At 73.5% G+C, this 23,691-nt stretch carries 17 protein-coding genes (1 of these 17 running past the window's edge); 9 read left to right on the top strand and 8 right to left on the bottom strand.

The window, feature by feature from the left end:
• Positions 1-81: 81 nt before the first annotated feature.
• The 4 genes from JNB62_RS15785 to JNB62_RS15770 all read right to left on the bottom strand — a co-directional run bounded on the left by JNB62_RS15785 (position 82) and on the right by JNB62_RS15770 (position 3,543).
• On the bottom strand, positions 82-1,284 hold the full coding sequence (locus tag JNB62_RS15785; protein ID WP_220301859.1) for an acyl-CoA dehydrogenase family protein: 1,203 nt from the start codon (positions 1,282-1,284) through the stop codon (positions 82-84).
• Complete coding sequence (locus JNB62_RS15780) at positions 1,284-2,354, bottom strand: phosphotransferase family protein (protein ID WP_220301858.1); 1,071 nt, start codon at positions 2,352-2,354, stop codon at positions 1,284-1,286. Before JNB62_RS15780 ends, JNB62_RS15785 begins: the two co-directional genes overlap by 1 nt.
• Positions 2,355-2,479: 125 nt before the next feature.
• Complete coding sequence (locus JNB62_RS15775) at positions 2,480-2,890, bottom strand: acyl-CoA thioesterase (RefSeq protein WP_220301857.1); 411 nt, start codon at positions 2,888-2,890, stop codon at positions 2,480-2,482.
• Complete coding sequence (locus JNB62_RS15770; RefSeq protein WP_220301856.1) at positions 2,890-3,543, bottom strand: QsdR family transcriptional regulator; 654 nt, start codon at positions 3,541-3,543, stop codon at positions 2,890-2,892. Before JNB62_RS15770 ends, JNB62_RS15775 begins: the two co-directional genes overlap by 1 nt.
• 85 nt (positions 3,544-3,628) lie before the next feature.
• Between JNB62_RS15770 and JNB62_RS15765 the strand changes: the two genes are divergently transcribed.
• The 4 genes from JNB62_RS15765 (at position 3,629) to JNB62_RS15750 (ending at position 7,891) form a co-directional block, all read left to right on the top strand.
• A complete protein-coding gene (locus JNB62_RS15765; protein ID WP_220301855.1) occupies positions 3,629-4,897 on the top strand; it encodes an acyl-CoA dehydrogenase family protein in 1,269 nt (422 codons plus the stop codon).
• A 127-nt stretch (positions 4,898-5,024) separates the two neighbouring features.
• Positions 5,025-6,239 carry an acetyl-CoA C-acetyltransferase gene (locus JNB62_RS15760; RefSeq protein WP_220301854.1) on the top strand — a complete coding sequence of 405 codons (1,215 nt, stop codon included), beginning with the start codon at positions 5,025-5,027 and terminating at the stop codon, positions 6,237-6,239.
• 91 nt (positions 6,240-6,330) lie between these two features.
• A complete protein-coding gene (locus JNB62_RS15755) occupies positions 6,331-7,056 on the top strand; it encodes a histidine phosphatase family protein (RefSeq protein WP_220301853.1) in 726 nt (241 codons plus the stop codon).
• The gene (locus JNB62_RS15750; RefSeq protein WP_220301852.1) at positions 7,040-7,891 is read left to right on the top strand and encodes an NAD(P)H-hydrate dehydratase; all 852 of its coding nucleotides are present in this window, start codon (positions 7,040-7,042) and stop codon (positions 7,889-7,891) included. The genes JNB62_RS15755 and JNB62_RS15750 overlap by 17 nt, the downstream gene beginning before the upstream one ends.
• Before the next feature lie 75 nt (positions 7,892-7,966).
• Here JNB62_RS15750 and JNB62_RS15745 read toward each other — a convergent pair whose 3' ends face one another.
• From JNB62_RS15745 to JNB62_RS15735, 3 genes are read right to left on the bottom strand one after another with little or no spacing between them, the layout of a single operon-like run.
• Positions 7,967-8,425, bottom strand: a complete 459-nt coding sequence (locus JNB62_RS15745; protein ID WP_220301851.1) for a MaoC family dehydratase — start codon at positions 8,423-8,425, stop codon at positions 7,967-7,969.
• Positions 8,422-9,171: an SDR family oxidoreductase gene (locus tag JNB62_RS15740; protein ID WP_220301850.1), complete on the bottom strand. Its 750-nt coding sequence runs from the start codon at positions 9,169-9,171 to the stop codon at positions 8,422-8,424. Before JNB62_RS15740 ends, JNB62_RS15745 begins: the two co-directional genes overlap by 4 nt.
• Positions 9,168-10,310: an alcohol dehydrogenase catalytic domain-containing protein gene (locus JNB62_RS15735; protein ID WP_220301849.1), complete on the bottom strand. Its 1,143-nt coding sequence runs from the start codon at positions 10,308-10,310 to the stop codon at positions 9,168-9,170. Before JNB62_RS15735 ends, JNB62_RS15740 begins: the two co-directional genes overlap by 4 nt.
• Positions 10,311-10,489: 179 nt before the next feature.
• Between JNB62_RS15735 and JNB62_RS15730 the strand changes: the two genes are divergently transcribed.
• Positions 10,490-11,647 carry a serine hydrolase domain-containing protein gene (locus JNB62_RS15730; RefSeq protein ID WP_220301848.1) on the top strand — a complete coding sequence of 386 codons (1,158 nt, stop codon included), beginning with the start codon at positions 10,490-10,492 and terminating at the stop codon, positions 11,645-11,647.
• A gap of 9 nt (positions 11,648-11,656) precedes the next feature.
• Here the strand turns inward: JNB62_RS15730 and JNB62_RS15725 are convergent, their stop codons facing one another.
• Positions 11,657-12,355 carry a TetR family transcriptional regulator gene (locus JNB62_RS15725; protein ID WP_220301847.1) on the bottom strand — a complete coding sequence of 233 codons (699 nt, stop codon included), beginning with the start codon at positions 12,353-12,355 and terminating at the stop codon, positions 11,657-11,659.
• 124 nt (positions 12,356-12,479) lie between these two features.
• Between JNB62_RS15725 and JNB62_RS15720 the strand changes: the two genes are divergently transcribed.
• The 4 genes from JNB62_RS15720 to JNB62_RS15705 all read left to right on the top strand — a co-directional run.
• On the top strand, positions 12,480-14,087 hold the full coding sequence (locus JNB62_RS15720) for an FAD-dependent oxidoreductase (RefSeq protein WP_220301846.1): 1,608 nt from the start codon (positions 12,480-12,482) through the stop codon (positions 14,085-14,087).
• Between the two features lie 87 nt (positions 14,088-14,174).
• Complete coding sequence (gene sucC / locus JNB62_RS15715) at positions 14,175-15,338, top strand: ADP-forming succinate--CoA ligase subunit beta (protein WP_220301845.1); 1,164 nt, start codon at positions 14,175-14,177, stop codon at positions 15,336-15,338.
• Between the two features lie 33 nt (positions 15,339-15,371).
• Entirely contained in the window at positions 15,372-16,274 is a 903-nt protein-coding gene (gene sucD, locus JNB62_RS15710; RefSeq protein ID WP_220301844.1) for a succinate--CoA ligase subunit alpha, read from the top strand.
• Between the two features lie 301 nt (positions 16,275-16,575).
• A protein-coding gene (locus JNB62_RS15705) for a beta strand repeat-containing protein (RefSeq protein WP_220301843.1) crosses the window boundary here: on the top strand, positions 16,576-23,691 show its beginning. 25,590 nt of this gene lie beyond the right edge of the window; the window shows 7,116 of its 32,706 coding nt (coding positions 1-7,116); it begins with the start codon at positions 16,576-16,578; the stop codon falls past the right edge of the window.

Below are 23,691 nucleotides of genomic sequence, written 5' to 3'. Positions count from 1 at the left end.
GTCTCCTTCGACGGCTGAGGGGGAGGGGGTGGATGCCGCCGCCCCGGGCCGTGCGTCACGCCCGGGCGGCGGCATCCTTCGTCACATGCGCAGCTGCGCGCGGCCGAGGCTCGCCAGATGCACTTCGTCGGGTCCATCGGCGATGCGCAGCGACCGGATGCCGGCGTACAGCTCGGCCAGCGGGGTGTCGGACGAGACCCCGGCGCCGCCGTGCAGCTGGATCGCGCGGTCGATGATCTGCTGCACGGCGCGCGGCACGGCGATCTTGATGGCCTGGATCTCGGTCATCGCGCCGCGGTTGCCCACGGTGTCCATGAGCCAGGCCGTCTTGAGCACGAGCAGGCGCAGCGACTCCAGCTGGATGCGCGCCTCGGCGATCCACTCGCGCACGACGCCCTGCTCCGACAGCGGTCCGCCGAACGCGTGGCGCTCGCCGGCGCGCGCGACCATCAGCGCCAGAGCGCGCTCGCCCATCCCGAGGGCGCGCATGCAGTGGTGGATGCGGCCGGGCCCGAGGCGGGCCTGCGCGATCGCGAATCCCTCGCCCTCGCCGGCGATGAGGTTCGCCGCGGGCACGCGCACATCGTCGAACGCGACCTCGGCGTGGCCGCCGTGATCGCGGTCGTCGTAGCCGAAGACCGTCAGCGGGCGCACGATGCGCACCCCAGGGGTGTCTCGCGGCACCAGGATCATCGACTGCTGCCGGTGCCGGGGCGCGTCGGGATCGGTCTGGCCCATCACGATGAAGATCGCGGCGTCGGGGTTCATCGCGCCCGTCGACCACCACTTGCGGCCGGTGATGACGTAGTGGTCGCCGTCGCGGCGGATGCGGGTGCCGATGTTCGTCGCGTCGGACGAGGCGACGTCGGGCTCGGTCATGCAGAACGCCGACCGGATGCGGGCATCGAGCAGCGGTTCGAGCCACCGCTCCTGCTGGGCGGGCGTGCCGAACTCGTTCAGCACCTCCATGTTGCCGGTGTCGGGAGCCGCGCAGTTGAACGCTGCCGGTGCGAGCCGCGGGCTCCAGCCGGTGACCTCGGCGACGGACGCGTACTGCAGGTTGCTGAGGCCCGCGCCGCGCTCGCCGGGGAGGAAGAGATTCCACAGCCCTCGGGCGCGGGCCTCGCGCTGCAGGTCGCGCACGACCGGACGCACGCCCCACTCGTCCGGCGTGGCGGCGAGCTGCGCGTCGAGCACGGGCTCGGCGGGCAGCACGAGCTCGTCGAGGAAGGCGCGGGCACGGCCGGCGAAATCCTGTGACGTGGCATCGGGAGCGAAGTCCATCAGTGCACCTCCGTGGGTGTGTCGCGTGTGCGGGCGTCGAGCGTGCGGCGGCCGACGGCGGCGAGCGGCTCGACGAGCGCACCCATGCGCTCGAACCCCTCGCCGACGGTCGCGCCGGCCTGGAAGCGGTAGTGGATGCCCTCGAGGATCACCGCGAGCTTGTAGGCGGCGAAAGCGCGGTACCAGCGCAGATCGGGCACGGCGATGCCGGCGCGCTCGGCGTACGCCTCGACGAGCTCGTCGAACGACGCGTACCCGGCGGCAGGATCCACGGCGCTCGGCACCGCGCCGTCGCCGCCGGGAAGGTCGGCGATGTTCCAGTACAGGGCGAGGATGCCGAGGTCGACGAGCGGGTCGCCGAGCGTCGCCATCTCCCAGTCGAGGATCGCCGCGACCCGGGGCTCGTCGCCGTCGTCGATCACGAGCGCGTTGTCGAGCCGGTAGTCGCCGTGGACGATTCCCGAGCGGGAGGAACGGGGGATGCCGGCGGCCAGGCTCTCTCGCAGCAGGTCCAGCTGCGCGGTCTCGCGCGAGCGCGACGCGTCCAGCTGCCGCCGCCACGTGGCGAGCTGGCGCTGCAGGTACCCGCCGGGGCGCCCGAAGTCACCGAGGCCGACGGCGTCGGGGTCGACCGCGTGCAGGTCGGCCAGGTGCCGCGCCAGCTCGAGGCTCAGACCGTGCAGGGCGTCGGCGGAGTACGCGGTGTTCTGCGCGCGGTGGGCCAGCACGCGGCCGGGTGCCCGCTCCATGACGAAGAACACCGTGCCCGTCACGCGGTGCTCGGCCGTGTCGTCCACGACATCGATCGCGCGGGGGACGGGCACGGGTGTCGGCGCGAGGGCGGAGATGACCCGGTGCTCGCGCCGCATGTCATGCGCGCTCGACAGCACGTGCCCCAGCGGCGGGCGCCGCACGATGAGCGGGATCGCCGCGCCGTCGACGGCGTAGGTGAGGTTGCTGCGTCCGCCGGCGATCACCGTCGCGGTGAGCTCGTCGCGCGCCAGGTCGGGGTGCGCCTCGGCCAGCCAGGCGCTGAGGCCGCCGGCATCCAATCCCGGGACTGCGGTCATCGTCGACTCTCTCCACGTCCCATCGGCGGGCCGTGGACAGAAGCATACCGGATGGTCGGTTTGTTGCGAACCTGATGCGTGTGTGCGGACCCCTCGACGGAACGCAGGGCGTGCGGACGGGGGAGTCAGGCGCGCCGCGCCTCCACAGCGGCGCGGACGGATGCCGGAACCGGCGTCGGGCGGCGGGTCTCGGCATCCACGAACACGTGCACGAACCGGCCCGTCGCGATCTCATCCTCGGTGCCGGCGCGCAGGATCGCGAGGGCCCACGTGATGCTCGTGGTGCCGAGGCGCTCCACGCCGATGCCGACCTCGAGGGGCTCGGGAAAGCCCGCCGACGCATGGAACTCGCACGACGAGGCCGCGCAGAGCGCGATCGTCGTGCCGCCCACGGGCTTCAGGCCGCCGTCGCGGATCATGAAGGCGTTGACCGCCGTGTCCATCGCGGCGTAGTAGATCGTGTTGTTGAGGTGGCCGTACTGGTCGTTGTCGTTCCAGCGCGTCGCGAAGGGCTCGCGGGCGACGAAGCCCGGCATCAGGCGTCCGCTCGCAGCAGCAGGCGGAACGCGACGCGCGCTCGCTCGGCGCTGGGCACGTCGCCCGAGATCAGGTCGGCGTACGTGAACGACTCCGACAGACGCACCAGGATGTACGCCAGGTCGGCGGAGTCGATGGCACCGCCGAGCGGCTCGGCACCGAGGTCGCGGCGCACGAGCCAGTCGGCGGTCGCGACGTAGCGCCGCTGGATGGGGCTCTCTTTCGTCGTGAGCAGCCGCAGTGCGCGGGCGGGCTCCCGCCGCAGGAACGAGCGGAAGTACTCGGCCGTGATGAGGTCGTCGACGAAGTGCGTGAGGATCGCGGCAATCCGGTCGGCGCCGCTCGCCTCGGCTGCGGCATGCTCGGCCTGCACGAGCGTCGGGATCGCGAGCGACCACAGCACCTCGCTGAGCAGCGCGTCGCGGTTGCCGACCCAGCGGAAGAGCGACGTGCGGTCCACCCCGAGCGCCCCCGCGAGCGCGGTCATGTCGATCCGCCGCCCGGCGATGAAGGTCTCGCGCGCCGCGTCGAACGCGCGCCGCGCGTCGGAATGGATGCCGTCGGCCAGGCGCTCCGAGAGCCACGAGGGGGCGGCATCCGTCCCCACCGTCGCGATCGTGGCGGGGGCCGTGTGGGTCGCCGTCCGGGTCATGCCGGAACTCTACCCGCGCTCACGCACCGACGTGCAACATATTCGAAAGTGTTGCATACTCGTTCCCACGACCTGAGGAGAGACGATGACGTTCACCCTGACCCCGACCGCCGACACCGAGGCGCACGCCCGGCCCGCCGATGTGCTCGACGCGGACTTCTACAGCTTCCAGACCCTGCTGACCGAGCCCGAGCAGCGGGCGCTGCGCGAGATCCGCGAGTTCCTCGAGACCGAGGTGCGCCCGTTCGCCGACGACCACTGGGACCGTGCCGAGAGCCCGCGCCATCTCGTGCCGCGCATCGCGGAGCTCGGCCTGTACGGCAACGCGTTCGCCGAGACCCGCACGTTCGAGAACAGCAACGTGTTCCGCGGCTGGGTGGCGATGGAGATCTCGCGGGCGGATCCTTCCACGGCGACCTTCATCGGCGTGCACTCCGGGCTCGCCATGACATCCATCGCCGTCGGCGGGTCGGACGAGCAGCGCGCCGAGTGGCTGCCCGTCCTCGCCCGCGGCGAGCAGATCGCGTGCTTCGGGCTCACCGAGCCCGGCCACGGCTCCGACACGGCGAAGGGACTCGAGACCACGGCCGAGCGCCGCACCCGCGCCGACGGGACCGACGAGTGGGTGCTCAACGGCGCCAAGCGCTGGATCGGCAACGGCGCGTTCGCCGACCTCGTCGTCATCTGGGCGCGCGACGTCGCCGACCAGCAGGTCAAGGGGTTCCTGGTCCGCACGCCGACGCCCGGCTTCACCGCCACCAAGATCGAGCGCAAGCAGTCGCTGCGCACCGTCGAGAATGCCGACATCGTGCTGCGCGACGTCGTCGTGCCGGAGGCCGATCGACTGCAGCGCATCGACGGCTTCCGCGACCTCGCCACGGTGCTGCGCATCACCCGCGCACAGGTGGCCTGGCAGGCGCTCGGGGTGGCGGTCGGCGCGTACGAGTGCGCGGTCGCCTACGCGAACGCGCGCGTGCAGTTCGGCAAGCCGATCGCGTCGTTCCAGCTCGTGCAGCAGAAGCTGGCCGACGCGCTGGCGAACATCACCGCCTGCATCGGCATGTGCGTGCGGGTGTCGCAGTTGCAGGACGCCGGGGAGCAGCAGGACCACCACTCGGCCATGGCCAAGGCGTTCGTGAGCGCGCGGGTGCGCGAGACGGTCGCGCTGTGCCGCGAGATCTGCGGCGGCAACGGCGTGCAGCTCGGCGGACAGGAGCAGCTGGGCATCCCCGCCGGCTACGGCATCGCCCGGTACTTCGCCGACGCGGAGGCGGTCTACACGTTCGAGGGCACGTACGACATGAACTCGCTCATCGTCGGCCGCGCGATCACCGGCATCGCGGCGTTCGTCTGAGCCGCGGCATCCACCTCTCCCCTGTCGAGGACGCACGTCGTCGCCGAGCACGCATGTCGTCGCCGCGAATGACGTGCGGATTCGGCGAGGACGCACGTCGTCGACAGAAGAACACGAAAGGAACCCCATGACCGAGGCATACATCGTGGCCACCGCGCGCTCGCCGATCGGGCGCGCCCGCAAGGGATCGCTCGCCGGCGTGCGACCCGACGACCTCGCCGCCCGCATGGTGCAGGCGGCGCTCGACCGCGTGCCGGAGCTCGACCCCGCGCGCATCGACGACCTGCTGGTCGGCTGCGGCCAGCCCGCCGGCGAGCAGGGCTTCAACCTCGCCCGCATCGTCGCGGTGCTGCTCGGCTGGGACGCCGTGCCGGGCACCACCGTCAACCGGTACTGCTCGTCGTCGCTGCAGACGACGCGCATGGCCTTCCACGCCATCAAGGCAGGCGAGGGCGACGTGTTCGTCTCGGCAGGCGTGGAGGCCGTGTCGCGGTACGGCGCGGGCGCGTCGGATCCTCCGGATGCCGTCAACCCGGCGTTCTCGGACGCGCAGCAGCGCACCGCCGCCCGAGCCGGGGCCGGGGCAGCAGGGTGGGACGACCCGCGCGCCGCAGGCGCACTGCCCGACCCGTACATCGCGATGGGGCAGACGGCCGAGAACGTGGCGCGGCTGCGCGGCATCTCGCGCGAGGAGCAGGACGCGTTCGCCGCTCGCTCGCAGCAGCGCGCCGAGGCGGCGATCGCCTCGGGGTTCTGGGCGGGCGACATCACGCCCGTCACGCTCGACGACGGCACCGTCGTCGCTGCGGACGACGGCCCGCGCCCGGGCGTCACGATCGAGGTTCTCGCAGCGCTCGACCCGGTGTTCCGGCCGGACGGCACCGTGACGGCGGGCAACTGCTGCCCCCTGAACGACGGCGCGGCCGCGGTGGTGGTCGTGTCGGAGCGCGTCGTCGACGAGCTCGGCCTGCAGCCGCTCGCGCGCATCGTGTCGACCGGCGTCTCGGGGCTGTCGCCCGAGATCATGGGCCTCGGGCCGGTGGAGGCGTCGCGGCGCGCGCTGGCGCTCGCCGGCCTGTCGATCGACGACATCGACCTCGTCGAGATCAACGAGGCGTTCGCGGCCCAGGTGATCCCGTCCGCGCAGGAGCTGGGCGTCGACCCCGAGCGGCTCAACGTGCACGGCGGTGCGATCGCGGTCGGGCATCCCTTCGGCATGACCGGCGCGCGCATCACCTCGACGCTCATCAACGGCCTCGCCGCCACCGGTGGCCGCTTCGGCCTCGAGACGATGTGCGTCGGCGGCGGTCAGGGCATGGCGATGGTGCTCGAGCGCGTGTGACCGCCGGGTCCGGCGCCACGGGCGACGGAGGGTTTGCGATCCGGTTGTCAACGGGTCCGGACCGCTGCGATGAGGTCACTAGCCTGGCGCCATGGCAGTGAAGGAGCTGTGGCTGGCGCGGCATGGCGAGAGCATCGGCAACGTGGCGGCGTCGCGGGCAGAGGTCGAGGGACTCGACGTGATCCCGCTCGACGTGCGCGACGCCGATGTGCCGCTGTCGGAGACGGGACGGGAGCAGGCGCTCGCGCTCGGCGAGTGGCTCGCCCCGCGCAGAGGCGAGCTCGACGCGTACTGGGTCTCGCCGTACCTGCGGGCGCGCGAGACCTTGGCGATCGCCCTCGGCGGCGACGGACAGGATGCCGCGGTCGTCGTCGACGAGCGGATCCGCGATCGCGAACTGGGCGTGCTCGACCTGCTCACCCGGCGCGGGGTCGCCCGCCGGCACCCGGAGGAGATGGCGCGCCGGCGGCACCTCGGCAAGTTCTATCACCGGCCGCCGGGCGGGGAGTCCTGGGCCGACGTCGCCTTGCGGCTGAGGTCGTTCCTGCGGGACGTGCTCGACGGACCCCACGAGCGCGCGCTGCTCGTCGCCCACGACGCGGTCGTCATGCTCGTCCTGTACATCCTGCTGCCGATGGGCGAGGAGGAGTTGCTCGAGTTCGCGACGGACCACGTGGTGCTCAACGCCTCGGTGACGCAGCTGACCCGCGGGGAGCGCGGCTGGCAGCTCACGGCGTTCTCGGACGTCGGACACCTGCGCCGCGAAGGAGCCGACGTCACCGCGCACCCCGGGAGCCCCGATGTCGAACCGCGTTGAGCACGTCACGCCCGCCCTGCTGCGGGCATGGGGACTGCCGAGCCCGGGCGAATCCAAGAAGACCCGGGGCGACGTCATCGTCGTCGGCGGGTCGCGGAGTTCGCCGGGGGCGGTGCTGCTCGCCGGTGAAGCCGCGCTGCGCGTCGGCGCCGGCAGAGTCGCGCTGGCCGTGCCGCGTTCCATCGACGCTCAGATCGGCGTGGCGCTGCCTGAGGCGGGGGTCTTCGCGCTGCCGGACGACGCCGCCGAGCCGTTCGACGAGGGACTGTCCGAGCGGGTGGCGACCGCCGACGCCGTGCTCGTCGGCCCCGGGTTCGACGACTCCGACGAGACCCGCGCCACGCTCCTCTCCGTCGCCGCGGCCGCGCCGCGATGCGTCGTGCTCGACGCCTACGCGCTGGGCGCCCTGCCGCACCTCGACCGCGGGATGCTGCCGGATGCCGTCATCCTGAGCCCCAACAAGGACGAGGCGGCGATCCTCCTCGGCCGCGAGGTCGAGACCGGCGACGCGACGGCCGTGCGCGAGATCGCCGCGCGTTACGACGCGGTCGTCAACTGCTACGGCGTCGTCGGCGCCTCCGGCGGTGCCGCCTGGCGTGTGGACGGGGGAGGCGGCGGGCTCGGCACGTCAGGGAGCGGCGACGTGCTCGCCGGCGCGATCGCCGGCTTCGCCGCCCGCGGCACCGGCACCGAGCGCGCCGCGGTATGGGGCGCGTGGTCGCATGCGCGGGCGGGCGACCGTCTGACCGACCGGATCGGCCTCGGGTTCCTCGCGCGCGACCTCGCGCGTGAGCTCACGCCGACGATCCGCGACACGCTGGCCCACCCCGCGTGACGAACAGCGAGGGATGCCGGCGGCCGCGGCCGCCGGCATCCTCTCACTGCTCGGGGACGTCGCCGCGCGGGGACGTCACTGCTCCGGTACGAAGAGGGCCACCGTCTCGGCGATCAGGGCGGGCCGCGCTGAGCCCTCGAGCTCGACCGTGGTGCGCAGCCCGGCGCGCCAGCCCTGCGGCGTCGGCTCGGCCGAGGCGACCTCGGTCACCGCCCGCACGCGCGAGCCGACCGTCACCGCCTGCAGGAAGCGGACCTTGTCGAGGCCGTAGTTGACGACCATCCCGGTGCCGCCGACCTCGAGCAGCCCCTGCGTGAGCCGCGGCAGCAGCGACAGCGTCAGGTAGCCGTGCGCGATCGTGGCGCCGAACGGTCCGGCCGCGGCGCGCTCGGCGTCGAGGTGGATCCACTGCCAGTCCTCGGTCGCGTCGGCGAAGGCGGCGATGCGGTCCTGGTCGATGGCGAACCAGTCGCCGGTCGCCGCGGCGCCGATCACGTCGGGCAGGGCGTCGGGGGAGGCGACGGCGATGCTCATGCGCGCGGTCCGCCCGCCACGTACAGCACCTGGCCCGACACGAATCCCGCCTCTTCGGAGCAGAAGAACGAGGCGGCCGCCGCGATGTCGTCGGGGGTCCCTGCGCGCTGGACCGGGATCTCGGCGGCCGCATGCGCGACGAAGTCCTCGAAGGGCACGCCCATGCGCTCGGCGGTGGACCGGGTCATGTCGGTGACGATGAACCCCGGCGCGATCGCGTTCGCGGTGACGCCGTAGCGGCCGAGCTCGATCGCGAGCGTCTTGGTGAAGCCCTGCATGCCTGCCTTGGCGGCGGCGTAGTTCGCCTGCCCGCGGTTGCCGAGCGCGGAGGTGCTCGACAGGTTGACGATCCGGCCCCAGCGCGCGGCGACCTGGTGCTCCTGCACCGCGCGCGACATGAGGAACGCGCCGCGCAGGTGCACGGCCAGGACGGCGTCCCAGTCGTCCTCGGTCATCTTGAACAGCAGGTTGTCGCGGATGATCCCGGCGTTGTTCACCAGCACGGTCGGCGCGCCGAGCTCGTCGACGACGCGCGCGACGGCACGCTCGACCGACGCCGCGTCGGCGACGTTCGCGCCGACGGCGATCGCGCGGCCGCCGGCATCCACGATCGACGCGACCGTGGCGGCGCAGGCGGCCTCGTCGAGGTCGAGCACGGCGACGGCGAACCCGTCGGCGGAAAGACGCTGGGCGGTGGCGGCGCCGATGCCGCGTGCGGCACCGGTGACGATGGCGGTTCTGGTCATGCGGGGTTCCTCTCGGGGGTGGGGTGGTCGAAGACGATGAGCTGCCGCAGCTCGCCGCCGGCGGCGAGGCGGTCCATGGCCGCGTCGAGCTCGTCGAGCCGGATGCGCGACGACACCAGCCGCTCCAGGGGCAGGCGGCCCGCGCGCCACAGGTCGACGTAGCGGGGGATGTCTCGGCTCGGCACCGCCGACCCGAGGTAGCTGCCGACGATCGTGCGGGCCTCGGCGGTCAGCTGCAGCGGCGAGACGTCCGCGCGCGCGTCGGGCGCGGGCAGCCCCACGGTGACGGTGGTGCCGCCGGGGGAGGTGAGCGCGACAGCGGTCTCGAACGCCCGCGCCGATCCGGCCGCTTCGACGACGAGCGGACACCGGATGCCGTCGGCGAGCGCCTCCGCGGGCGTCAGCGCCGCGGCGGCGCCGCATTCGCGCGCGAGGTCGAGCTTGGCGGGAACGGTGTCGACGCCGACGACCTCGTGCCCGAGCGCGACGGCGACGAGGAGCGCCGCCATGCCGACGCCGCCCAGGCCGACCACCGCCACCCGCGCCCCCGGCTCGGGACGTCCGGCGTTGACGACCGCGCCGCCGCCGGTGAGCACGGCGCAGCCGAGCAGCGCGGCGACCTCCGGCGGCACGTCGGGGTCGACGCGGACCACCGAGCTGCGGCTGACGACGGCGTGCGTCGCGAACGCCGAGACGCCCAGGTGGTGGTGCACGCTCTGCTGCTCGCCGGCCCCGCCGCGGTGCAGCCGGACGCCGCCGCCGAGCAGCGTGCCGGCGCTGTTGGCGGCGGAGCCCGCCACGCACGGCAGGCGGCCGTGGGACCGGCATCCCTCGCACTCCCCGCAGCGGGGGAGGAAGGTCATGACCACCCGATCCCCCGGGGCGAGATCGGTCACGTGGTCGCCGAGGCGCTCGACGATCCCGGCGGCCTCGTGACCGAGGAGCATCGGCACCGGGCGCACGCGGTTGCCGTCGACGACGCTGAGGTCGGAATGGCAGACGCCGGCAGCCTCGATGCGCACGAGGATCTCGCCCGCTCCGGGCGGGTCGAGCTCGACCTCGCCGATCGTGAACGGGTGCGACGCCGCGAACGGCGCCTGCGCGCCCGAGACCTCGAGCACGGCCCCGGTGATCTTCATCCGACCTCCTCGTCGTGATGCGCCGCCTGTCGGCGGAGACGTACCTCTTCGCGATCCACGTGGCGGTGAGACCGGGGACCGCGAGGTGGTGACAAGCATACCGACCACGCGGTATGTTTCTGCAAACGAGCACCGCGCCGTGGGACGGCCGGTCTCGCCGGAGCGTCGAAGGAGACGGGATGTCGATCGAGGTCGCAGGAGCGAAGACCGCGGACGGCGAGGCCGACGAGCGGTTCGCAGGACTGGTGGACGCGTTCCGCGCGAACCTCGAAGACGGCCAGGAGCTGGGCGGATCGCTGTGCGTGCTCGTCGACGGACGGCCCGTCGTGGACGTGTGGGGCGGGTGGAGCGACGCGCAGCGCACGGTGCCGTGGGGACGCGACACGCTGACGAACGTGTGGTCGATCTCGAAGACCGTGACGTCGCTCGCACTGCTGCTGCTGATCGACCGCGGCGCCGTCGACCCCGATGCGCCGGTCGCGGCGTACTGGCCCGAGTTCGCCGCTGCGGGCAAGGAATCCGTGCTCGTCCGGCATGTCATGACGCACTCGTCGGGGGTGTCGGGGTGGGATCAGCCCGTCACGCCCGACGACATCCTCGACGTGGACGCCGCCACGGACCGGCTCGCCGCCCAGGCGCCGTGGTGGCCCGCCGGCGCCGCCTCGGGGTATCACCTGCTGGACTACGGCCACCTCGTGCACGGCATCGTCCGCGCGGTGACCGGGCGAGGACTGGGCGCGTTCGTCGCCGAGGAGCTCGCCGGGCCGCTGGGCGCCGACTTCTGGCTCGGGCTGCCCGCGTCCGAGGATGCGCGCGTATCGCCCGTCGTCCCGCCCCCGCCGTCGCAGCTCGACCTGTCGGCGCTGCCGCCGGACTCGCCCGCCGCGCGCACGTTCACAGGGCCCGTGCTCGGCGCCGAGATCACGTGGACGCGCGCGTGGCGTGCGGCCGGAGTGGGCGGCGCAGGCGGGCAGGGCAACGCGCGCTCGGCCGCGCGACTGAACGCGCTGATCGCGGGTCGCGGCGCCGTGGCGGGGGAGAGGATGCTGGCGGCCGAGACCGTGGACCGCGTCTTCGCCGCGCCCGTCGAGGGAGTCGACCTCGTGCTCGGCCTGCCGCTGCGGTGGGGGCTCGGGTGGGGTCTGCGGCATCCGCTGTCGACCGCGTACATCCCCGAGGGCCGTGTCGCGTTCTGGGGCGGGTGGGGCGGTTCGCTCGTGACGGCGGACGCCGACCGGGGCGTCACCTTCGCCTACGTCATGAACCGCATGTCTGACGGCATCCTCGCGTCCGAACGCGGCCGCACGTACCTGCAGGCGGTCTACGACGCCCTCTGACCCGGCGGGTCAGGAATCCAGCTGCTCGCGCAGGCGGCGCGCGATCTCAGCGGTCGGCGTCGCGCGCGGGAAGACCGCGACCACCACGTCGTCGCCCGTGGGGGCCGACTCGTCGCCGGGCAGCACGCCGAAGCGGCGACGGGCGTCGTCGAGCGCCGTGCGCAGCACCGACGCGGGGACCTTCTTGGGGCTGCGGATGAGACGGCGCAGCACGTGGTTGTGGATCGCCGTCACCAGCGCCGCGAAGCCGACCGCGTCGAGGGGGTCGAGCCCCGGCAGCGATGCGCGCAGATACTCGTCGAACAGTCGCTCATAGCGGAACACCGTGACGATCTCGCGGTCGCGCAGTGCAGGAACCTGCCGCACCACCTGGTACCGGCGACGGGCGAGCTCGGGATCGGCCGCGAAGTGCGCATAGACGAGGACGGATGCCTCGCAGACGGCCGCCCACGGGTCGCGGTGCGGCTGCGCCAGGTAGTCGCGCAGCATGTCGAGCAGTTCTTCGTGGTCGGTGAACACCACGTCGTCCTTGCCGCCGAACTGGCGGAAGAACGTCGACCGAGAGACCCCCGCGGCCTGCGCGATCTGCTCGACCGACGTCTGGTCGAACCCCTGCTCGGCGAACAGCTCGAGCGCGGCGGCGACGACGGCGGCGCGCGAAGCGGCCTGTGCGGCGCTGAGGCCCTGGGCGGCGGTGGTGTCGGACATCTTGAGGAGAGCCTAGTCCGCGCGGTGGCGACGTCGGGATGGACGGCGGCGGGCGGGTCCCACCCGCGGGTGCCGCTCTGTCAAGCGGGTCGACGGCGCGGGAGCCGTCGACTTGGTTTGAGGAATGACCCCGATCTGGAAGCGCGACGCCGACCGCGTGCCGGGAACCCCGTTCGAGCCCGGCCGTCACCGCGACGTCCTCGTGGTCGGGGCGGGTCTCACGGGCCTCTCCACCGCGCTCATGCTCGCCCGCGAAGGCCGTGACGTGGCGGTGATCGAGGCCGGCGAGGTGGGCGAGCTGACGTCGGGTGCGAACACCGGCAAGCTGACCGTGCTGCAGGGCTCCGTGCTGTCTGCGCTGCGGCGTCACCATCCGGCACGGCTGACCCGCGCGTACGTCGAGGCCAACCTCGACGGTGCGCGCTGGATCACCGGCATCGCCGACGAGCTGGGCGTGCCCTACACGCGTCGCACCGCCTACTCGTACGCGCAGACGCCCGAGGGCGTGGAATGCGTCGACGCCGAGCTGCGCGCCGCGGCGGAGGCCGGGCTCCAGGTGCGCCGCGCGTCGACCGAAGAGCTCGCGGTTTCGCCCTTTCCCATGCTGGACGCTGTCGCACTCGACGGCCAGGTCGCGATCGATCCGCAGCGGCTGCTGCTGGCGCTCGCGCGGGCGTTCCTCGACGCCGGCGGAGCGCTGCACACCGGGGTGCGCGTCACGCGCGTGCACGCGGTGCCGCGGGCTGGCGTCGAGACCACCGCCGGATACGCCGGCGCCGGACAGGTGGTGCTCGCGACGGCGACGCCCATCGTCGACCGCGGCCTGTACTTCGCCAAGGTGCGCGGCCTGCGCTCGTCGTGCGTGGCCTTCGCGACGGACGGGCCCGTCCCGTCGGGACTGTCGATCACCGTGGACGGGCGCACCAAGTCGGTGCGCTCGGTGACGGCCGACGACGGGCCCGTCGAGCAGGCGCAGCTCATCGTGGGCGGCGACGGCTTCGCCGTGGGCCGCGTCACCTCGGTGCGCGCCGAGATCGACGACCTCATCTCCTGGACCGCGGAGCACTTCCCGGGCGCACGTCCGGTCGCGTGGTGGTCGGCGCAGGACTACGAGTCGCACGACCTCGTGCCGTTCGTGGGCGCGATGCCGCGAGGGCTCGGCCGCATTCGCTTCGCCACCGGCTTCGCGAAGTGGGGGCTGTCCAACGCCCCGGCGGCGGCGCTGCGCATCACCGCAGAGATCGGGAAGGTTCCCCACAAGGACCGGCCGGAATGGATGAACGTCATCGCCACGCGGTTCACGGTGCCGGCGGACCTCGCGCGCGGCGGCGTCGAGAACCTCCGTGTGGGCTGGGAGGCGGCATCCGGGTGGCTCGGCGCCCAGGCGACCCCGACGCCCGTGCGCCGCCCGGCCGAGGGCGCGGGCGTCGTCGCGAACCGAGGCGGTCAGCCCGTCGGCATCTCGACCGTCGACGGGCGCACTCGCGCGGTGAGCGCGGTGTGCTCGCACCTGGGCGGCGTGCTGCGGTGGAACGACGCCGAGCTCACGTGGGACTGCCCGCTGCACGCATCGCGGTTCACCGCCGACGGCCGCCGCATCGAGGGGCCGGCCCTGTGCGACCTCGCGCGGCTGCCCCGCGTGCCCGGTGAGGAGATCGACGAACCCGAACCGGCGCCGGCGGCCGCCAGCCGCGGCGCGTCGCTGCCGTCAGAACCGGACAGCAAGCGGTAGTAGGCTGGGGGACTGGTCGATATCTCGACGTCGAGACGCTTTTGAGCGTCATCCCCACCCCATTCGCCACCTGCGAAGGAAACAACTGTGGATCTGTACGAGTACCAGGCACGAGACCTTTTCGAGAAGTACGAGGTGCCGGTGCTCGCCGGCATCGTCGCGGACACGCCGGAGGAGGTGCGTGCCGCAGCCGAGAAGATCGGCGGTGTCGTCGTCGTCAAGGCCCAGGTCAAGACCGGCGGTCGCGGCAAGGCCGGCGGTGTGAAGGTCGCCAAGACGCCCGACGAGGCCTACGAGGCCGCGAAGGCGATCCTCGGCCTCGACATCAAGGGGCACGTCGTCAAGCGCGTGATGGTCGCCCAGGGGGCCCGCATCGACAAGGAGTACTACTTCTCGGTGCTGCTCGACCGCGCCAACCGCTCCTACCTGTCGCTGTGCAGCGTCGAGGGCGGCATGGAGATCGAAGAGCTCGCCGTCGAGCGTCCCGAGGCGCTCGCCCGCGTCGCGGTCGACCCGCTGCAGGGCATCGACAAGCAGAAGGCGGTCGAGATCGCGCAGGCCGCCGGCTTCGCCGACGACCTCGTCGACAAGGTGAGCGACGTCTTCGTCAAGCTCTTCAACGTGTACAAGGGCGAGGACGCCACGCTCGTCGAGGTGAACCCCCTCGTGCTCACCGAAGAGGGCGACATCATCGCGCTCGACGGCAAGGTCTCGCTCGACGAGAACGCCGACTTCCGCCACCCCGGCCACGAGCTGCTCGAAGACAAGGCCGCCGCAGACCCGCTCGAGGCCAAGGCCAAGGCGAACGACCTCAACTACGTCAAGCTCGACGGCGAAGTCGGCGTGATCGGCAACGGCGCGGGCCTCGTCATGTCGACGCTCGACGTCGTCGCGTACGCGGGTGAGAACCACGGCGGTGTGAAGCCCGCCAACTTCCTCGACATCGGCGGCGGCGCGTCTGCCGAGGTCATGGCCGCGGGCCTGGACGTCATCCTCGGCGACCCGCAGGTCAAGAGCGTGTTCGTCAACGTCTTCGGCGGCATCACGGCATGCGACGCGGTCGCCAAGGGCATCGTCGGCGCACTTGCCGAGCTGGGCTCGAGCGCCTCGAAGCCGCTCGTCGTGCGCCTGGACGGCAACAAGGTCGAAGAGGGCCGCGCGATCCTGCGCGACGCCAACCACCCGCTCGTGACCCTGGCAGAGACGATGGACGAGGGCGCCGACAAGGCCGCCGAGCTCGCCAACGCCTGACCCCTCAGCATCCGGAACTAGGAAAGAACAGACATGTCGATCTTCCTCAACAAGGACTCCAAGGTCATCGTCCAGGGCATCACCGGCGGCGAGGGCACCAAGCACACCGCGCTCATGCTCAAGGCGGGCACGCAGGTCGTCGGCGGCGTGAACGCCCGCAAGGCCGGCACCACCGTCCTGCACACCGACGCCGACGGCAACCCCGTCGAGCTCCCCGTCTTCGCCTCGGTCGCCGAGGCCATCGAGAAGACCGGCGCCGACGTCTCGATCGCGTTCGTGCCGCCCGCGTTCACGAAGGACGCCATGGTCGAGGCCATCGACGCCGAGATCCCGCTGCTCGTCGTGATCACCGAGGGCGTGCCCGTCGGCGACACCGCCGAGGCGTGGGCGTACGCGCAGTCGAAGGGGAACAAGACCCGCATCATCGGCCCGAACTGCCCCGGCATCATCACGCCCGGCGAGTCGCTGGTCGGCATCACGCCCGCCAACATCACCGGCAAGGGACCGATCGGCCTCGTGTCGAAGTCGGGCACCCTGACGTATCAGATGATGTACGAGCTGCGCGAGATCGGCTTCTCGACCGCCATCGGCATCGGCGGCGACCCGATCATCGGCACGACGCACATCGACGCGCTCGCCGCATTCGAGGCCGACCCCGAGACCAAGGCGATCGTCATGATCGGCGAGATCGGCGGCGACGCCGAAGAGCGCGCGGCCGACTTCATCAAGGCCAACGTGACCAAGCCGGTCGTCGGCTACGTCGCCGGCTTCACCGCCCCCGAGGGCAAGACCATGGGCCACGCCGGCGCCATCGTGTCGGGCTCCGCGGGCACCGCGCAGGCGAAGAAGGAGGCCCTCGAGGCCGCCGGCGTCAAGGTCGGCAAGACGCCGTCCGAGACCGCGTCGCTGATGCGCGAGATCATCGCGGGGCTCTGAATCCCGCGCCATCGAACGTGAGAAGGTCCCGCTCCGGCGGGACCTTCTCTGTTTCTCGACACATGTATTCCAGATCCAGCATCTGACTCTTCTCTTGTGGATGTTCGTCTGAGCGGTTACATTCCCAAACGGATGCGCACCGAGTCTGGTGGTGCGTACGGGGGTGGGGATTTCTGTAGGACGAATGGGCAGAAGGGGCCCCATGAGTCGGAGATCCCCCGTTTTCGGGGTTTTGCGGGCGCACCGTCGCGGCGATGACGCGGCGGTGGCCGAGGTGCACGGCCGGCGGAGGACCGCCGTCGTGGCCCTCGTCGCGTCTTCGCTCGTGCTCTCGCAGCTGACCTGGGCTTTTCCGGCCGCTGCCGCCCCCGCCGAGACAGCCGCGCCGGCCGTGCAGACTCCGGCGCCCCTCGTGTTCAGCCCCGCCGACCTCGGCGACGCTCCCGCTCCGGCACCCCAGGAGGTGCCGGTCGAGCAGGTGGTGCCCACGGCGCCCGTCGAGCCGGTCACCGTCACGCCGCCGCGCACGCGGACGACCGTCACGGTCGTGGTCGTGCCACCGCCTCCGCCGGCCGCGCCCGTCTCGCCGTTCGGCCCGAACTGCCAGCAGGTGTCGACCGGTTCGACGCCGCAGGCCGGCGGAAGCACCACGAACTCGTCGACGACGAGCACCAGCAGCACGAGCCTCACGTGCGGCCCGGGCACCGTGAACCCCGGCTCGATCGGCAGCGGGCCGGCGACGCCGCCGACGCCGACGATCCCGGGGCTTCCGACGCCTCCTGAGCCGCCGGATCCGCCGGACCCGCCCACACCGCCGATCCCCACGCCGACGCCGACGCCGACGCCGACGCCGGATCCGGAGCCGACACCCGACCCGACCCCGGCGCCCGAGGCGTCCGGCGACGCGATGTACGGTGCTCCGGCGATGCTCGACGTGCGCCCGTTCGATGCGACGGCGGATGGTGCCGAGGCCTCAACCGGTGCCGCCGCGTCTCATGCCACCGCGACCGGTGCCGACCATGCCGCTCCGGCCGCCGAGGCGGCGCCGGACCCGGCCGCCGTCGAGCCGCAGCCTGAGTCGCCGGAGTCGGCGGACCCGCAGTCGGCCGAAGAGCCGGCCGCACCGCAGACCGAGCCCGCGTCGCCGGTCGAGCCCGCGTCGTCGAGCGAGCAGCCGGCGTCCGAGCCGGTCGGCGACACGACGACCGACCCCGCGCCGGCCGAGACCGAGCCGGCTGTCCCGGCCGAGACGGTCGAGTCCGCGGCGGAGGAGCCCGGTCCCTGGCACGTATCGGCGACCGGCGATGTGTCGGTCACGATCGACGGGACCGACGTGGTGGTGGTCGCCGATGGCGTCACCGCGCGGCGGGCCGCGGCATCCCTCACCGCTCTCACGATCTCGGCCGGCGGCCGCGTCAGCCTGCCGGCCGCGCTCGGCATCGCGGTCACCGTCACCTCGGCGTCGGCCCTGGCCGTCAGCGGTGCCGGCGTCGCCTGGAACTCGGACGGAGCAGGCGGCGGGTCCGTCGGCGGCATCGCCTTCTCGGGCGTCGGCCAGCTCGTCGCCGTCGGCAGCGGGCACGTGCTGCACGGACCGGCGGCCGACACGACCTGGCAGGTCGACGGCGCACGCACGGGCGCCGTCGGCGGGCAGCGCTTCTCGGGCTTCGACGTGCTCCAGGGGGCAGCGGGCAATCGCGACGACTTCGTCATCGCCCCGTCGGGACGCATCGGCCGGGTCGACGGCGGCGCGGGCGGCTACGACGTGCTGCGGTTCACCGGAGCGCACGGCGCGATGACCTCGCGCCCGACCGGTCCGCAGTCGGGCACGCTCGTCATCGGCGGCAGCACGATCGCCTACGACGGCCTCGAGCCCGTCGGTCCTGCCGACGTCACCGACTTCGACTTCGCCGACGCGACGGACGACGACACGATCGAGGTGTCGGCCGACACGGTCAACATCGGCTACATCCTCGTGCGCAGCCTGGCCAACGCGTTCGAATCGCACTCGGTCCGGCCGCTCGGCTCGTTCAACGTCAAGACCACGGGCAAGGGCGCGACGATCCGCATCACCGGCCTGCTGACCTTCCACGGCGTGACCTTCCGCTTCGAGGCGACGCGCGTCGTGGTCGACGCGGGAACGGTGCTCGACGCCGGGGCCGCGGACGTCGCCTTCGTCGCGACGGCCACCACGACGGACGACACGCCCGCGATCGCCGAGGTGATCCTCACCGACGCCGTCGTGCGGGGCGGAGACGTCACCGCCACAGCCACGGCCGTCAACACCGCCGACCCCGGGGCCACGGTCGGCCTCGCGATCGGCGAGAGCGTCGCGTCCGCGCTCGTGCAGCTCGCCGGCTCCTCGCGCATCGAGGGGCAGGGCGCGGTCTCGCTCGCCAGCTCGTCCACGGCGACCCTCGTGACGACGTCGACGGGGACCGGAGCGGATGCCTCGATCGACGCGGCAGTCGCGCACGCCACCATCGACAACTCGGCCGTGACCCGCATCACCGGCACCGCGTCCGTCCTCGCCGGCGGAGCCGTGAGCCTCTCGGCCACCACCGTCACCACCGCGACGACCACCGCCGACGCGACCGCCGCCACCGCGGGTGCCGCGATCGCGACCACCGACGCGACGATCCGGACGACCGCGGTCATCGACAGCACCGCCGCCGCCGGCATCGTCTCGGGCGGGCCGCTCACCGTCGTGGCAGACTCGACCCACGCTCTGCTCACGAAGGCCACCGCGAGCCCGGGCGGAGCGACCGCGAACGGCACGTCGCCCAGTGCGACCACCGCGACCACGTCGCAGCCCGGCGGGTACGCCTCTGCACCCGGCGGTGCGATCGGCGTCGCCGGCGCCCTCGCGTTCTCGGACCTCGACCAGGAGACCATCGCCTCCGTCGGCGGCGCATCGCCGATCGCGGTGACGGCGGGCGGCGCCGGCGTCACGGTCTCGGCCGTCTCGTCCGGCTCGGCGGTGACCGAGGCCGACGGATCGGCCGTCGGCGGGTCCGCCGCCGGCGTCGGCGTCGGCGTCTCGGTCAACGTCGCGAACGCGCGCACCGAGGCACGCATCGGCAACGCCGCGTTCACGGCGAGCGGCGTGAGGGCATCCGCCGTCGCCGCGCCGCGCACGGCAGCAGGGGTCAACGAGTACCGCGCGCAGTCGGTGTCGGGCGCCGGCGGCGCATCGATGGTCGGCGCGGCCGGGGCCCTCGCCATCAACGTCGCGAGCTTCCTCACCCGCGCGGCGATCCTCGCCGGCGTGACCGTGACCGCCCCCGGCGCCGATCTGGCGTTCGCCGCGACCGGCGACAACGACACGATCGCCCGGGCTCTGCCCGGCAGCCTCGCCGGCGCGACGACCGGCATCGGCGCCAGCATCGCCCTCAACATCGCGAACGACCGCGCGGTGACCGAGATCGGCGACGGCGCGACTCTCACGGGTGCCGCCGACCTCAGCCTCGCCGCGACGTCCACCTCGCCCGCCACCGCCGAGGCGCAGGGCGGGGTCGCCTCCGCCGCGGCGATCTCGACGGTCATGGCCGTCAACATCTCGAACGTCATGACCCTCGCGCGGCTGGGCACCGGCTCGCCGCTCACGATCACCGGCGCGTACACATCGACGGCGACGCAGACGGCGCCCGTCGTCACGACGGCCACCGGCAACGTCAGCGCCGAGGACGGCGCCGCGGTGTCGGCCGTCATCGCGCTGACGTTCGCCGATCACGCGGGGCGCTCCGAGCTGGCCCGCGACCTGACCGCCGCGGCGATCACCCTCACCGCGACCGGCATGGCCTCATCCGCCACGACGGCTTCGGCATCGGCCACGGGCGCGCCGGCCGACGGCTCGCCCGCCGCGCAGACGCCGGCAGCTCAGGCGGGCGATGCCCGGACGTGGGCCGATGGCGTCGCACCGGCGGTGGGAGCCGCGACCGACGGCACCGGAGGCAGCGGCTCGACGCCGATCCCGACTCCGAGCACGCCGCAGGGCGACGTCACCGTGACGGCCGCGTTCGCCCTCACCGTCCACCAGCTGAACGCCGACGTCTCGGTGTCGGGCATCGCCCTCGTCGCGCCCACCGTGCGACTCGAGGCGCTCGGCAACCTGTCGGCCGCGTCGACCGCGACCGGCTCGCCGGCGACACGCGGACCCCCGAGCGGTGCCACGATCGCAGCGGCCGTCGCGATCACTCTGGCGGATGTCACGGTCCGCGCCGAGGTCGGCCCCTCCACCAGCATCACCGCTGACACGTTCCAGCTCATCGCGGGCATCGCCCCGAAGAACGCGGCAGGCGCATCCGACGCCTCGCACCGCTTCACCACCACCGCCACCGCCGGTCCGGGATCCGGGGGCGACCTCGGGGTCGCCGGATCCGTCGCCATCTCGGTCGTCGTCCTGACGACCGCCGCGGGACTGGCCACCGGTTCGAGCGTGACCCTCGCGGGCGCCGATCGATCGCTCACGATCTCGGCCTCGTCGGCCGCGCAGACCACCACGAGCGCACTGCTCGCCGACGGCGGGCCCGGCACTCCCACGACCGGCATCGGCGCCGCGTTCGCCCTCGCCAGTGTGGACCACCACACGCGATCCGCCATCGGCGACGGCGCCATCCTCGCGGGCGCCGACGACGTGAGCATCACGGCGAGCACCGCGGATGCCGCCACCGCCGTCGCGCAGGGTTCGGCGCGAGGGGACGACGCGTCCGTCGCCCCGTTCGTCGCGGTGACACTGTCGTCCGTGTCGACCATCGCGAGCATCGGCTCGGGCAGCGCCATCGGGCTCACCGGCGCCCTGCTCGTGAGCGCCGCGCAGCGCGCGAGCGCGTCGACCGAGGCGCGCGCCGCCACCGGGACGTCGGCCGGCACGGCCGTCGGTCTCGGGCTCGCCATCACCGTATCGACGCACGCCGTGCGCGCGACCCTGGGCCGCAGCGCCACCGTCGGCGGCGCCGTCACGCTGGGTGCGGGCTCGGTGTCGACCTCGACGTCGACGGCGTCGGCATCCGCCGCCGGCGCGCCCGAGAACCCGGCCGACTCGGGCGACGCCTCGAACCCGGGCGGCGCCGCCGGCAGCGGAGTGGACACGGCCGTCTCCGGCGCACGCGACCACGCCGACGGCATCGCCACGGCGGCAGGCGGCTCCGGTTCGGGCACCGCCGCCACGCCGAGTGCGGCCACCTCGCAGGGCCAGGTCAACGCCGCTGCCGCGGTCGCCGTGACCGTCGTCACGGCGGCGGTGGAGGCATCCCTCCTCTCCGGCGCCGTCATCACAGCCGGCGGCGCCGTCGCGATCACCGCGGGCGAGAACACGGACGCGGCCTCGGACGCGAACGGGGCGGCCTCGCAGGGCACCGACGCCACGATCGGCGCGGCCGTCGCGCTGACGCTGGCGACGCTCACCCACCGAGCCGCCATCGCCGCCGGCGCCGGCGTGACCGCCCCGGCCACCACGCTGCGGGCGACGACCGTCGCCGACGGCGCCGACACCACCTCGACGACCAGCGCGCGGGCGGTCGCCGGGGCGGGCGGCGGCAAGGTCTCGGTCGCGGGCAGCCTCGCCCTCGCCATCGTGGATCGAGCCACGTCGGCCACGGTCGACGGCTCGGCGGGCGGCGGAGCGGTCACGATCTCGTCCGAAGCCGACGCCACCACGACGGTCGCCGCCCTCCCGGCGGGGCAGGGCGTGACGGATGCCGGCGACCTCGGCCTCGGCGCCGCTGTCGCGCTGGCCCTCGTGACGATCGACGCCCGCGCCGGTGTCGGCGACGGCGGCGCGCTGCCGAGCATCACCGCACTCACCGTCCTGGCGAAGGGCACCAGCACGTCCACCACCGAAGCGCGCATGGGCGCTGCCGGCGGCGGCGTCGCGATCGTGCCGGCCGTCGCCGTGACGCTGTCGAACATCTCGACGCTCGCGCGCATCGGCACGGGCGCGCTCGTGACGGCGGCGGGGGCCGTGCAGATCGCCGCCGTGCAGACGGCCTCCGCCGCCTCCACGGCGGGCGCGATCGTCGTCGGGGCGGGGGATGCCGGGATCGGCGCCGCCGTCGCGCTCACCTTCGCGAACCACTCGACCCGCGTCGCGCTCGCACGGAGCCTCACGGCCGCGAGCGTCGACCTGATGGCGCACTCGACCTCGGATGCCACCGCCAACGCGACCGCCTCGACGGCGGGCGCCCCCGAGAACGGCGCCGACTCGGGCGACGCGTCGAACCCGGGCGGGGCCGCGGGGAACGGCGTGGACGCCGCGGTGGCCGCCGAGCGCGATCACGCCGACGCCGTCTCGACCGCGAACGGCGGCGCGGGCACCGGCGGTGCGACCACGCCGAGCGCCGAGACGTCGCAGGGCGGCGTGAACGCTGCCGCGGCGGTGGCGGTCGTCGTCGCGACGGTGGGTGCGGGTGTCGACCTCGCTCCCGGCATCACGGTGACGTCGACCGGGCTCGTGCGGCTCGACACCGCGACCGACACCGACGTGAGCGTCCGCGCGGACGGCTCGGCCTCGCAGGGCGCCGACGCCACGATCGGCGCCGCGGTCGCGCTCGCGCTCGTGGACGTCGACGCCGCCGCGGTCGTGCCGGCCGGCGTCACGATCGTCGCCGGACAGCTGACGATCGCCGCCCGCGCGCTGGCGGAGCCGGGTGATCCGGTGTCGCGGCTGTCGGTGGAGTCGGTGGCGGGCGCCGGCGGCGGCAAGGTCTCGGTGGCAGGGTCCGTGGCAGTCCTCCTCGCCACGCACGACGTGCGGGCCGCACTCGCTGGCACGGCGACCCTCACGGGTGCCGCAGCGATCAGCGCAGCGAGCGTGCTGGTCGCGTCGGCCAAGGCCCTGTCGGCAGGACAGGGAGTGACGGATGCCGCCGACCTGGGCCTCGGAGCCTCCTTCGCGCTCGCGGCCGTGACGGCAGGCACGATCGCCGAGCTCGCCGACGGCTCGGCCGTCAGCGGAGCGACCGACCTCACGGTGATGGCTGCCGGCGACTCGGAGGTGCGTAGCGAAGCGCGGATGGGAGCGGCGGGCGGAAAGGTCGCTGTGGCACCGGCCGTGGCCGTCACGCTCGTCACCGGCACCGCCGTCGCCCGCATCGGAGCGGCGGCTGCCGCGACCACCCTGAGCGGGGCTCTGTCGCTGTTCTCGTCACAGCGTTCCATCGCCGCCTCGACCGCGGGGGCGATCGTCGTCGGGGCCGGCACCGCGGGCGTGGGCATCTCGCTCGCGCTGACGATCGCCGACGTCGCGGGCGCCGTCGAGCTCGCGCGCAGCGTCACCGCGGCCAGCGCCACCCTCGAGACCCGCATGCTCTCGGCGACGACGTCGACCTCGACGGCCTCCACCGCCGGCGCGCCCGAGAACGGCGCGGATTCGCCCGATCCGGGCAACCCGGGTGGCGCCGCCGGAACCGGCGTGGAC

Source organism: Microbacterium jejuense (assembly GCF_019511665.1).
Lineage (GTDB): Bacteria > Actinomycetota > Actinomycetes > Actinomycetales > Microbacteriaceae > Microbacterium > Microbacterium jejuense_A.
Note: the sequence above shows the minus strand (reverse complement) of the source record. Positions and strands in the feature narration are given on the sequence as shown.

What these genes read in the sequence shown, in the direction of transcription:
- JNB62_RS15785 (WP_220301859.1), bottom strand. Translation starts at nt 1,284, where the DNA reads ATGGACTTCGCTCCCGATGCCACGTCACAGGATTTCGCCGGCCGTGCC.
- JNB62_RS15780 (WP_220301858.1), bottom strand. Translation starts at nt 2,354, where the DNA reads ATGACCGCAGTCCCGGGATTGGATGCCGGCGGCCTCAGCGCCTGGCTG.
- JNB62_RS15775 (WP_220301857.1), bottom strand. Translation starts at nt 2,890, where the DNA reads ATGCCGGGCTTCGTCGCCCGCGAGCCCTTCGCGACGCGCTGGAACGAC.
- JNB62_RS15770 (WP_220301856.1), bottom strand. Translation starts at nt 3,543, where the DNA reads ATGACCCGGACGGCGACCCACACGGCCCCCGCCACGATCGCGACGGTG.
- JNB62_RS15765 (WP_220301855.1), top strand. Translation starts at nt 3,629, where the DNA reads ATGACGTTCACCCTGACCCCGACCGCCGACACCGAGGCGCACGCCCGG.
- JNB62_RS15760 (WP_220301854.1), top strand. Translation starts at nt 5,025, where the DNA reads ATGACCGAGGCATACATCGTGGCCACCGCGCGCTCGCCGATCGGGCGC.
- JNB62_RS15755 (WP_220301853.1), top strand. Translation starts at nt 6,331, where the DNA reads ATGGCAGTGAAGGAGCTGTGGCTGGCGCGGCATGGCGAGAGCATCGGC.
- JNB62_RS15750 (WP_220301852.1), top strand. Translation starts at nt 7,040, where the DNA reads ATGTCGAACCGCGTTGAGCACGTCACGCCCGCCCTGCTGCGGGCATGG.
- JNB62_RS15745 (WP_220301851.1), bottom strand. Translation starts at nt 8,425, where the DNA reads ATGAGCATCGCCGTCGCCTCCCCCGACGCCCTGCCCGACGTGATCGGC.
- JNB62_RS15740 (WP_220301850.1), bottom strand. Translation starts at nt 9,171, where the DNA reads ATGACCAGAACCGCCATCGTCACCGGTGCCGCACGCGGCATCGGCGCC.
- JNB62_RS15735 (WP_220301849.1), bottom strand. Translation starts at nt 10,310, where the DNA reads ATGAAGATCACCGGGGCCGTGCTCGAGGTCTCGGGCGCGCAGGCGCCG.
- JNB62_RS15730 (WP_220301848.1), top strand. Translation starts at nt 10,490, where the DNA reads ATGTCGATCGAGGTCGCAGGAGCGAAGACCGCGGACGGCGAGGCCGAC.
- JNB62_RS15725 (WP_220301847.1), bottom strand. Translation starts at nt 12,355, where the DNA reads ATGTCCGACACCACCGCCGCCCAGGGCCTCAGCGCCGCACAGGCCGCT.
- JNB62_RS15720 (WP_220301846.1), top strand. Translation starts at nt 12,480, where the DNA reads ATGACCCCGATCTGGAAGCGCGACGCCGACCGCGTGCCGGGAACCCCG.
- sucD (WP_220301844.1), top strand. Translation starts at nt 15,372, where the DNA reads ATGTCGATCTTCCTCAACAAGGACTCCAAGGTCATCGTCCAGGGCATC.